The 11287-nt window shown below is 66.6% G+C and carries 7 protein-coding genes; 3 read left to right on the forward strand and 4 right to left on the reverse strand.

All coding sequences use genetic code 11. The features are described from left to right. Positions 1-2: 2 nt before the first annotated feature. From bcsB to bcsR, 4 genes are read right to left on the reverse strand one after another with little or no spacing between them, the layout of a single operon-like run. Positions 3-2246, reverse strand: coding sequence for a cellulose biosynthesis cyclic di-GMP-binding regulatory protein BcsB (bcsB, locus tag ETC07_RS05240; RefSeq protein ID WP_136247453.1), 2244 nt, complete (start codon positions 2244-2246; stop codon positions 3-5). Between the two features lie 18 nt (positions 2247-2264). Further along, a complete protein-coding gene (bcsA, locus tag ETC07_RS05245; protein ID WP_136247454.1) occupies positions 2265-4832 on the reverse strand; it encodes a UDP-forming cellulose synthase catalytic subunit in 2568 nt (855 codons plus the stop codon). Further along, entirely contained in the window at positions 4829-5563 is a 735-nt protein-coding gene (gene bcsQ, locus ETC07_RS05250) for a cellulose biosynthesis protein BcsQ (RefSeq protein ID WP_168709166.1), read from the reverse strand. Before bcsQ ends, bcsA begins: the two co-directional genes overlap by 4 nt. Beyond that, positions 5560-5763: a cellulose biosynthesis protein BcsR gene (gene bcsR / locus ETC07_RS15645; RefSeq protein WP_168709167.1), complete on the reverse strand. Its 204-nt coding sequence runs from the start codon at positions 5761-5763 to the stop codon at positions 5560-5562. The genes bcsQ and bcsR overlap by 4 nt, the downstream gene beginning before the upstream one ends. A 166-nt stretch (positions 5764-5929) precedes the next feature. Here bcsR and ETC07_RS05260 point away from each other — a divergent pair, with 166 nt between their 5' ends. The 3 genes from ETC07_RS05260 to radD all read left to right on the forward strand — a co-directional run bounded on the left by ETC07_RS05260 (position 5930) and on the right by radD (position 11243). Continuing rightward, positions 5930-7558 carry a BcsE family c-di-GMP-binding protein gene (locus tag ETC07_RS05260; protein ID WP_168709168.1) on the forward strand — a complete coding sequence of 543 codons (1629 nt, stop codon included), beginning with the start codon at positions 5930-5932 and terminating at the stop codon, positions 7556-7558. Positions 7559-7717: 159 nt separating this feature from the next. Continuing rightward, positions 7718-9370, forward strand: a complete 1653-nt coding sequence (bcsG, locus tag ETC07_RS05265; protein WP_136247458.1) for a cellulose biosynthesis protein BcsG — start codon at positions 7718-7720, stop codon at positions 9368-9370. A gap of 67 nt (positions 9371-9437) precedes the next feature. After that, positions 9438-11243 carry a DNA repair helicase RadD gene (gene radD, locus ETC07_RS05270; RefSeq protein ID WP_136247459.1) on the forward strand — a complete coding sequence of 602 codons (1806 nt, stop codon included), beginning with the start codon at positions 9438-9440 and terminating at the stop codon, positions 11241-11243. Positions 11244-11287 lie beyond the last annotated feature (44 nt).

Below are 11287 nucleotides of genomic sequence, written 5' to 3' on the forward strand. Positions count from 1 at the left end.
CTCTACTCCTTGCCGGCGTCCAGGCGCCGGGCGGCGATGCGGCGCAGGATACGCCACAACAGGAAGGCCACCAGCAACACGGCAAGCACGGCCATGCCGGCGATCCACCCGGGGTAGGCGGACAGGTGGTACCACAGCCAGTGGCTCCATGACAGGTCGCCGACGTAGTAGCGTTCGCCCACCCGCTGGCTGGTCACGCCCGAGTCACGGAACAGGCTGACCGAGCCGTGGATCTGTGCGACCCGTGACGGGTCGTTCAGGGTGTCGTTGAGCAGGCGCTGGTCGGCGGGCCGGGGAGCGAGCATGGCGACCATGCTGCGTTCGTCGTGGTACGGCGAGGGCATTTCGAGCAGCGCGGCCAGGTTGCCGTGGGCGCTCACGGTGACGTCGCGGTCGGCCGGAACGTCGTCGGTGCCGAGATCGTCGGGGCGGGGCCGCGCAGCGCCGGCGATACGCAGGCGACTCCGGGCGTCGGGCCCGAGCGCCACGACGGACTCGTGATCCGCGAGGCGGTCGGGCAGGCTGCCGATGGCCAATAGGTCGGCATCGATGTCGCTGGCGGCGCTCCAGTCATCGGTCAGGCGTACCGCCACACCGGGGTAGCCGGTCTGGGCGCCGATGCGGCCCAGGCTGTCGAACAGGGTCGACAGCTCGCTGGCCGACGGTGTCGGCGGCGTCACGACCAGGGTCTGCGACAGGTCGGCGAGGCGGCTGAACGGGAAGCCGGCGTTGGTGAAGGTGCTCAGCGCCGGCATCGCCAGGTAATGAGGGAACCCCGACAGATCGATGGTCGACTGGTCGTCGATGCTGACCCGGTGCGCGACCGGCGAGACGATGGGACAACTGTCGCTTCCGCCACCCATGTGATTGGCATAGTCGAAATCGAAGCGCAGCCGGTTGAGGGCACCCAGCTTGAGTGCGGGGATGTCGACACGGGGTTGCTGCCCCAGCCAGCCTTGTAGCAAGGGCACTCGGAAGCCGTCGGTCTCGGCGTTGCCCCCCTCGGAGGCGAGCGGAAACGACTTCAGATACTGATCATTGATGCTGACGTCGAGCCGCGAGCCGGCCTCCACGGAGGGTGGGGTGTAGCGATAACCAAGCTCCAGGTCGACCTGCTCATCGTTCCACACGAACAGGTCCGGGGGGATGCGTATGTCGAGGTTCAGCGGGCGGGGCTCCATGCCATCGGTCTGAAGCTGGGTCGGATAGTCGATCAGCTCGGCGAAGCGCACTGGACGATCGGTGGGAATCCAGGCCGGTGCATCATAGGGGCGGCGGGGTTCGAGGGTGTCGAGGGTCTCGACGCTGGCGCTCTGCCCACGCAGCAAGACGTCGCCCAGTGCCAGGGCCTGGGCGGCTTCGACCAGGTCGTCTGCATCGCGGCCGAGAACCAGCAGCAGCTTGGCATAGGGCGAATCGGGATGGCTGATCAGTTCGATGGTCGGGCCGTCGACCCCGGGGTAGTCGGCGAGGAAGTCGGGGCGTCGATCGTTGGTGGCGAGCACCACCGAGTGTCGCCTCGGTGGCGCCTCGAAGGCTACCGGGAAGTGTTGCCCACGCCAGTCGGCGTGGGTGCCGAACCAGGAGGCGACGATGCCGCCGGCACGCTGCATGTCGGGGCTCGGTGCGGTGGGCAGCACGAAGGGAATGTCCAGCGAACCATCGTCGCGCGGATAGAAGAACGGCCGGGGGAGACGCGACAGATCATTGGCCAGCGGCAGCGCCTGCTCGCGTAGCGTCAGCGTGCTGTCGCCGTTAAGTGCGAGCCAGATGCTGGTATGGGAGGGGTCCTCGCAGATGTTGGTGTAGTGGCCGACGAGCTCCAGGCGCAGGCGGTTGAAATCGCCGATCAACCGCGGGTCGAGGTCGATCCGTGCCTGCTGGGCCCCGCCGGGGGCGGTGGCTTGTAGCGGCAACGTGTCCACCAGGTCGTCGTTGAGGTAGACCTTGAGGTGCGAGACCTCTCCCAACAGGGACGGGGAAGGGGTGTAGCGCAGATCAAGGATCGCCTGGGTCACCAGGCGATCACCGCGGATACCGAACTCGAGCTGGCGCCTGGGGGTCAGGCCGCTTAGCTCCAGCCCGCCGCCGGCGAGACGCTCGAGGCGGAGGCTACGTTCGGTGACCGGCGCCTTGCCGTCGGCGATCGCGGCCTGGGAGGGCGGAGGCTCCTCTAGCGGTGTCGTCTGGGCCTGAGCGGGCAGGGCAATGGCAAGCAGCAGCGACAAAAGCAAGCGATAGCGCATCGATACACGATCCTTGTCTTAGCGGTATTGGCGTTGTCCGGCGGGGGCGATGGTCAGCCGGCGCGGGAAGAAGGAGCCCAGCCAGCCCAGCGAACGGCGCACCGACGGTGGGGCGTGCAGGAACAGGCGGCGATAGCCCTCGAGGCCGAGCCCCATGACGTCGCGCAGGCTCTGCATGGGACGGTCCTCGGCGATATCGTCGCGCCACAGCGTCCAGGTATCGGCGCGGGCGAAGGTGCACTGGATATAGGCGATGTGCTGTGGCAGCGACATCGGTGCCAGGGTCAGGCCGGCTTGGTTATCACTCAGGTGGACCACGCGAGCCTCGAAGGCATGCTCCTGGCGGCCGCGACGCAACAGCAGCGTGACCATCTCGTCTGGCTCGAGCATATTGCTACGCGGCAGGCGGAGGCCTACCCCCGACTCGGCATAGTCGTGGAGGACACAGGGGAAGGCATGGCCATCCTCGCGCGCCACGGCGGCATCCTGATCGACCCGTACACGATGGTGATGTCGTACCTGGTGGGCCTCCGCGGCCACGGCGATCGCACCGCCCAGGATCATCAGGTTGTAGAGCGTCCAGACGAGGCTCACCAGCACGGTGGGGATCTCGTCCGTCGGCCCGGCGTAAAGGCGCCAGCCGGCCGCCACGACGCCGGTGAGGTTGAGCAGGACCAGTAGCAGGTAGGGGCGTGAGATTCCCCAGTCGAAATAGCGCTTGGCGACCAGGCCTCCCTTGACGGTGACATTGAACTTGCCCTTGTGGGGGTTGATCAGGGCCATCGTGGTCGGTCGGGCGATATACCAAGCGAGCACGGCGTCGTAGATCTCGCTCCAGAAACTGTGTCGGTGGCGCCCCTGGATGCGTGAGTTGGTCAGACCCGAATGGAACATGTGAGGGGCGACATAGAGCAGGATGGCCGCGGCCGGCGCATAGATGATGTAGGCATGCAGGAGCAGGAAGGCCAGCGGCGCCGTGAGGAAGATCAGCCGCGGGATGCCGGCCAGGAAATGCAGCATGGCGTTGGCGTAGCACAGCCGCTGGCCCAGCGATAGGCCGCGCCCCAGCAGGGGGTTGTCGAGGCGGAAAATCTGCGCCATGCCACGCGCCCAGCGGATGCGCTGGCCGATATGCGCCGACAGGCTCTCGGTGGCTAGCCCGGCCGCCTGGGGCAGGCGCAAGTAGGCAGAGGTATAGCCGTGACGATGCAGGCGCAGAGAGGTATGAGCATCCTCGGTGACCGTTTCCACGGCGAAGCCGCCGATGGCTTCCAGGGCGCTGCGCCGGAGCACGGCGCAGGAGCCACAAAAAAATGAGGCATCCCACAGGTCATTGCCATCTTGCACCAGCCCATAGAAGAGTGTGCCCTCATTGGGCATCTCGCGGAAACGTCCCAGGTTGCGCTCGAAAGGATCCGGGGAAAAGAAGTGATGCGGTGTCTGCAAAATACCCAGGCGCGGCTCCTTCAGGAACCAGCCCAGTGTCATCTGCAGGAAGGAGCGTTGGGGGACGTGATCGCAATCGAAGATGGCCAGGAACTCGCCGTCGGTGACGGTCATCGCATGATTGAGATTGCCCGCCTTGGCATGACGATTATCGTTGCGCGTGATGTAGTTGATGCCGACCGATGCGGCGAACTCGCGCATCTCCGCGCGTCGTCCGTCATCGAGCAGATGAATGCGTAGCTGGCTTTGCGGCCAGTCGATGCCCAGCGCGGCCAACACCGTGGGGCGCACGACTTCGAGTGGCTCGTTATAGGTAGGGATCATCAGGTCGATCGTCGGCCAGCGCGATGCATCCTCGGGCAGGGGCACGGGGCGACGATTGAGCGGCCAGAGGGTCTGCACGTAGCCGAGGATCAGGATCAGCCAGGTATAGGTCTCGGCGCCGAGAAGGAGCAGGCCGCAGATCATGTCCAGTGGGTCGTTCCAGTTCAGCGTCGAGGTATAGCGCCACCACAGGTAGCGGCATGAGACGGTGACCGACAGCACGATCAGAACCAGGGTCGCCAGCCGCCCGGGGATGTTTTTCACCACCAGGGCGATGCCCCACAGCAGCACCACGAATACGGCCTGCGCCGTGAGCGAGAAGGGCTGGGTGATCACCAGCAGCATCAATAGGGTGGCCAGGATGCCCATGGCCAGTAGCGGCCAGGACGAGGCATCGGTGGTGGTCTGAGGGGCACGCCGCATGGTGGGCATCAGGCGTTGAGGCAGGGAGTGTAGGGCCTGACGATAGGCTTCCCGAGCCTGTGCCCACCAGGATGCTGGCGGCGTGTCGGCAGTCGATGCCCGACAGGGCCGGGGGCGATGCGGGCGCAGCATGGCCAACCAGACGATCTGGATCAGATAGCGCAGGGGGTCAGCTAGGCCTGGCCGGCGGCGGCGGAGATGGCGAAAGGCGTGCCCATGTCGAGTGAAGAGCTCTCGCCAGGCCGGTGACTCGAAGCGCCACAGGGCCCAGCCGAGTAGCCAGCACAGGGTCAGCAGGGCGGCGGTCAGCGGGCCGGCACCGCGCTTGATGCGCAGGGCTCGATAATAGCGCGAGAGAGGTTTCATCAGGCTGCGGCGCAGGAGCAGGGTCATGTCGACGAGGCTCCATGCTGGGCCAGCAGCCAGGCCGCCAGGCGATGCAGGTCCTGGCTGGCGAGGCTGTCGGGGCGATGGCTGACCACGCCGCGCTTGTGAGCCAGGGCCTCGAACATGGCCTCGTCGCGATGGATGCTGAGGGGCACCAGCCAGTCGTCATGCTGCTGTTGCCACAGGGCATGCAGGTCATTCTGCAGGGCGCTGCGGGCCGATAGCCGATTGATCAGCAGGTACTCACCAACGCTGACGGTATGCGCCTCGAGCAGGGCGTGGCAAGCGGGGTCGGCCTGGCTGACCAGCAGCCAGGTATCCGCCACGCGGCGAGCCTGGCGTTGTGCCACCGGGTCATGGGCCGGGACGTCGATCACCACCCAGCGATAGGCCTCGGCCTCGAGGGAGGCTAGCCGCCGCTGCCATAGCGCGGGCTCGTCGTCGCGGTCATCGTCTTGTGCCTGCTCGAGGTCGTCGGGTTCGCCATGGGGCAGGAAGTGTAACCGGGCGCCTTGCACGTAGGCGGCTTCGTGCCAGGCGAGGCCCTCCTGTCGGGCTTGTGCCCAGCCTCGAGGATCGTCCCAGGCATGGTTGAAATGCAGACGCAGCAGGTTGCGTGAGTCCAGGTCGAGACACAGCACCGGTTCCCCGGCCTGGGACAAGGCCTCGGCCAGACCGGCCGCCACCGAGCTGGCGCCGGTGCCACCCCGCAGGCCTTGCACGGCGAGGGTCTTCAAGTCGCACGCCCCGAACGGGAAAGCACCGTCTCGGCCAGCAGTGGCCAGCGAGCCAGGTCGGCCGTCAGGCGTTCGCGTGCGGCAATGTTGTGGTAAGGGAAGTCGGGAAGCCCCGCCTTGTGGAGCAGTGCGCGGGTATCGTCATCGTAGCGCGGCGAAGCAGGCGCATGATGGGGAATGATCAGGCCATGAGTCGACATGCATCTCCTTGATGATCGATGTGAGGGCGGCGTCGCTAGCCCACCAAACGCTAGACAACTAGCATCATTTGCATGCTGTGTTTCGCATGTGCTCAGCATGAAATGTCGTAAACTCACTCTAAGATGTAGGTTAGGTAATTGATTCGCCATGTCCAAGGAAATGCTTATGTCGCTGTCGTCGGATCCGGTTCTGATGCGCTCGGGGCGTCATCATTATTCGCTGGGCATCGACGGGCTATGGCCCGAGTTCGACGCCTTGCGTTGCCCCGGCCTGTACTGGCTGCTGGCCGACCGGCCGGCGCAGGGCGATGCCTTGATCCTCGGCCTGTTGGCCGGTGCCACGGCCGAGGCGCGAGTCGACTGGGTCGCCGCCGCGGATCACGCCCGGCAGACCGCCGCACGCCTGCCACCGCAAGTGGGGCCGGGGCGCCTGAACTTCCTGGCGTTGCCCGAGGGCATGACGACCGAGGCCTGGCTGCGCCTGCCCGAAGACCTCTCGCGAGGGCGCCGTGGGCGTCGCACCGCGCCTCGGTTGGTCATCCTCGAGGTCGCGACCTCGGCGCTCGACGGCGCGTTGAATGAGGGCGATGAGCTCGCCCGCTGGTGTCGTCAATGGCGCGACTGGGCCGATGCGCATCAGGCCTGTGTGGTGATCGTCAGCCATGGTGAGCGGGGCTTGGCGATGCGCGGACGCCTGCACCCGTACAACGATGCGCTGGATGGGCTGGCGCACCTGCAGCCGGCCGGTGAAGAGGGGCGTTTCCTCGTCGTCCACTGGCGCAGCGATCTACGCGTCTGCGGGGGGCGTGACCTGACCCTGGCGAGCGCAGCGTTCGGCTGGCGCTTGTTGTCCTCGTTGACTCAGGACGAGATCGCGGGCAGCGACGATCATGAATACCTGGTGCAACGCGATGTTCTGGAAGGCGCGCCGGCGTTGTCCGAGCACTGGCATGTCCATGACACGCCACGCGGAGTGGTGGCCCAGGCGATCAATGCCCAGGCCTCGACGGTCGTGCTGGGGGTGGAGCATGCCGATGATATCGAGGCGGTGGCGCGCTGGATGCATGGGCTGAGGAGCCAGCGGGGCAATGCCATCAAGCTGGTCGTTCGCGAGTTGGTGCCCTGCCTGCGCTACCGGGATGAGCGCCTGCTGTGGCTGTGTGGGGTGACGCTGGTGGTCGGGGCCTCGCTGACCTTGCCGCAGTTCCTGAGTCGCCTCGAGGGCATTCAGGGGCAACGCTTCACGCGCCAGATCGATCCTGATTTCGACGCCATCGTCGCCTCCCTGCGACCGGTCACGTTGGGAGGTGCGGTGTCGCCGACGATCTTCCTCGAGCGGATCACGCGGTGGCTGGAAAGCTCGTCGGCCGAGGCCGTCGGCAGCCTGGTGGTGGCCCTGCAGCCGACCGGGGGCTTGTCCGCCGATCAGGCGCTGGATCGGTGTCGCCTGCATCGGCATGGTGACATGGTGGCGGTCATGGAAGGCCGGCTCTATCTGTTCCTGTTCGGCTGTCGAGCGATCGATCTGGACCCCGCGTTGAAGCGCTTGTTCGGGCTGCCCGCCGCGGCGCTGTTCGAGTCGCGCGAATACTTCGATACGCCCGAGTCGGCGGCACTCGAGGTGCACCGCATGATCGGCTGGGGAGGAGGTGGTGGTCGCCAACAGGCGGCCTCTCCGGTATCGCCCGCGTTATCGGATCAGCCTGCCCTCGATGCCCCCGAACCTGTCGTGGTTCCGCGTCCTGTCACGCTGCGCCTGCGCACCGACCCCGCACAGGAGGCCTCTCGCCCGTGAGTGAACACTGCATACTGGCCGGCCTGGCAGGGATCACGCTTGGGCTGATCGCGAGGCCGTGCTGGCGGTCTTTCTCCAAGTTCTCTTCGCGTCGCCCGCGTCTCCTGTCGCGTCAGGGGGTGAGGCGACGCTCTTCGGCCGACAAGGATGCGTCACGGCATGAGTCACACTGAATCGATCGCCGCCACCTCGCCCTTCCCGGTCAGTCGTTACTGGCGTGGGCTCGGACTGTGGAACCTGTACTTCCTCTGCAAGCTGGCCCTTTACTGGCAAGGCGCGATCGACTTCGACGCCTTGTCCAATCTGGTGTTCGCGGCCTTCCTGCTGATCCCGCTGCCACCTCTCTGGTTGCATCGCCTGCGTCATCTGATCGCGATACCGATCGGTGTGGCGTTGTTCTATCAGGATACCTGGCTGCCACCGTTCGAACGCCTGCTGGCGCAGTCGTCACAGGTCGGTGCCATGAGCCCGGCCTACCTGCTCGAGCTGGCCAGTCGCATCATCAGCTGGCATTGGGTCGGTGGTTTCTTCGTGCTGGCGGTGGGGTATGGTTTCGTGGCGCCCTGGCTGCGGGTGACCGTCCCGGTGGTGCTGGCGCTCGTCTGGTTGGGCGTGGCACCGCTGATTCCCGAGGGCATATCGGGGCCGGTGCGTTCCGCCCAGACGGTGTCTCCCGAGGGGCCTGCCCAGGTGACGAATACCGCAGGGCAGGGAGCGGCGAGTATCCCCACGCCTGCCGAGGAGGCCAGTGACAGCGTGCTCGATGATCGCCTCGAGGCCTTCTACGCCGACGAGCAGCAGCGCCATACGGCATTTACCGAGCGGCCGAGCGGGGCGGCGCCCTTCGATCTCCTGTTCCTCAATGTCTGCTCGCTATCGTGGGATGATATCGCCGTGTCCGGGCTGGAAGATCACCCGCTGCTCGACTACCTGGACGTGGTCTTCGATAACTTCAATTCGGCGACCTCCTACAGTGGTCCGGCGGGGCTGCGCCTACTCCAGGCCAGCTGCGGCCAGCCGTCTCACGAGGCGCTCTATGGCGAGGTTCCGGAGCGCTGTCATCTGTTCGACAACCTGGCCGAGCTGGGCTTCGAGTCGTCGATGGTGCTCAACCATGATGGCCATTTCGATGATTATCTGACCCTGTTGCAGCGTGAGGGGGGGCTGGACGTGCCGATGATGTCCACCGCCGGGATGGAGGTGCCGATGGTGGCCTTCGATGACTCGCCGGTGTTCCGTGATCTGACCATGCTGCGGGAATGGGAGGCGCAGCAATCCGATGGCGCCGAGGCGGTGTTCTACAACACGGTCACCCTGCATGATGGCAATCGCTACGTCGGTCAGCGCGGCTTCGCCGAGTACGATGTGCGGCTGAGCCAGCTGTTCGATGATCTGCTGGCCTTCCTGAAACAGCTCGAAGCCGAGGGGCGTCGAGTCGCCGTCTTCATGGTGCCGGAGCATGGGGCCGCCCTGCGCGGGGATCGGATGCAGTTCGCGGGCATGCGTGAGGTTCCCAACCCGTTGATCACCCATGTGCCGGTGGGCGTCAAGCTGATCGGCCTGGAGACGCCTCGCCAGGGTGAGCCGTTGCACGTGAGCGAACCGAGCAGCTACCTGGCGCTGTCGGAGTTGACCGCCCGGCTGGTCGGCAACGATGTGTTCGACGATACCTCGCCTGACTGGTCGACACTGCTAGCCGATCTGCCCGTCACGCCGGCGATCTCGGAAAACGAGGCGGTGGTGATGATGCCGTACGGAGGCGTGCCCTACATCCGCCTGCAGGGGGATGGCTGGATGCCTTATCCGCAATAGCTCGAGGCGGGTTGGGCGATGGTCCTGGCATGGGTATCATGCGCCAGCATTCCGATGGTGATTTCCCATGCCTGTACCCTCCCGGGCCATGTCGTCTCCCCAGCTGCGCCCCTACCAGCGGCAGGCGGTCACCCGTGTGGTCGAACACTTCCGTGCCAGCGATGAGGCCGCCGTGGTGGTGTTGCCCACCGGCAGCGGCAAGTCGCTGGTGATCGCCGAGCTGGCGCGCCTGGCCCGAGGCCGGGTGCTGGTGCTGGCCCACGTGCGCGAGCTGGTCGAGCAGAACCATGCCAAGTACCGGGCCTACGGGCTCGAGGCCGATATCTTCAGCGCCGGCCTGGGCCGCAAGGAGGCCGGTCGACAGGTGGTGTTCGGTTCGGTGCAGTCGGTGGTGCGCAACCTGGCCGCCTTCGACGACGACGCCTTTACCCTGTTGGTGATCGACGAGTGTCACCGAGTCTCGCTGGACGCAGACTCCAGCTATCGGCGGGTGATCGCTCATCTGCGCGAGCGCAATCCCCGGCTCAAGGTGCTGGGCCTGACCGCGACCCCTTACCGGCTGGGGCAGGGATTCCTCTATCACCGGCACTATCACGGCATGGTGCGCGGCGATGACGACTGCTTCTTCCGCGATTGCGTCTTCGAGCAGCCGCTGCGGCTGATGGTCAAGCAGGGTTATCTGGCCGAGCCACGCGCGGTCGATGCGGCCGTCGAGCGCTACGACTTCTCGGCGCTCGAACCGGGCCGTGGTGGCCTCTTTCAGGAAGCCGAGCTGAATCGGGTGGCCGCCGGCAACCGGGCGACGCCGGGGATCATCGAGGAGGTCGTGACGCGCGGCGCCGAGCGGGCCGGGGTGATGCTGTTCGCCGCGAGTGTGGCCCACGCCGAGGAGGTCCTCGGCTACCTGCCGATCGCTGAGGCGGCGCTGATCACCGGGGCCACGCCCGCCGCCGAGCGCGAGGCGATCATCGATGCCTTCAAGTCCCGGGAGCTCAAGTACCTGGTCAACGTGGCGGTGCTGACCACCGGCTTCGATGCGCCCCACGTGGACCTGATCGCGATCCTTCGCCCCACCGAGTCGGTGGGGCTCTACCAGCAGATCGTCGGCCGCGGCCTGCGTCTGGCGCCGGGCAAGCGCGACTGTCTGATCCTCGACTATGCCGGCAATCCCTGGGATCTCTATGCGCCGGAGGTGGGCAGCCCCCGGCCGGCGTCCGACACCGAGCCGGTGCAGGTCGAGTGCCCGCAGTGCGAACACGCCAACCTGTTCTGGGGGCGCCGCGACGGCGATATCGTGATCGAGCACTTCGGGCGCCGTTGCCAAGGGCTGGTGGAAGAAGAGAGTGGGGATGGCGCGGCGTCGGGCGCCGGCAAGAGGCAGCAGTGCCGCTTCCGCTTCCGCTTCAAGGTCTGCGATCAGTGCGGCGCCGAGAACGACACCGCGGCGCGGCGCTGCCACGGCTGCGAGGCGCTGCTGGTGGACGCCGATGACAAGCTGCGCGAGGCGCTGAAGCTGCGCGACGCCCGGGTGCTTCGCGTCTCGGGCATGCAGCTCGAGGCCACCGTCAACGGGCGTGGCCTGCCGCGGCTCAAGGTCGTCTACCATGATGAGGACGGCGTCACCCTGGTCGAATGGTTCGCCCTGGAGACGCCGGCTCAGCGCGGCGCCTTCGCCGCGGTCTTCCTGCGCGAGCACCTGCGCGCCCCCGGCACGCGTTGGTCGCCGACCACGCCACAGGAGGTGGTCGACGACCAGCGCCGGCTGCGTGCCCCCGACTTCGTGATCGGCCGCCAGGCGGGGCGCCACTGGCAGGTACGCCGCAAGCTGTTCGACTACACCGGTCGCTATCGCCGGGCGGAGGCCGCCGGCTAGCGGCCCCGCGGCGATGACGTTCGATAGTGCGGCCACTGAGGGTC

The sequence above is a fragment of the Halomonas borealis genome (assembly GCF_004798905.1).
Classification (GTDB): domain Bacteria; phylum Pseudomonadota; class Gammaproteobacteria; order Pseudomonadales; family Halomonadaceae; genus Halomonas; species Halomonas borealis.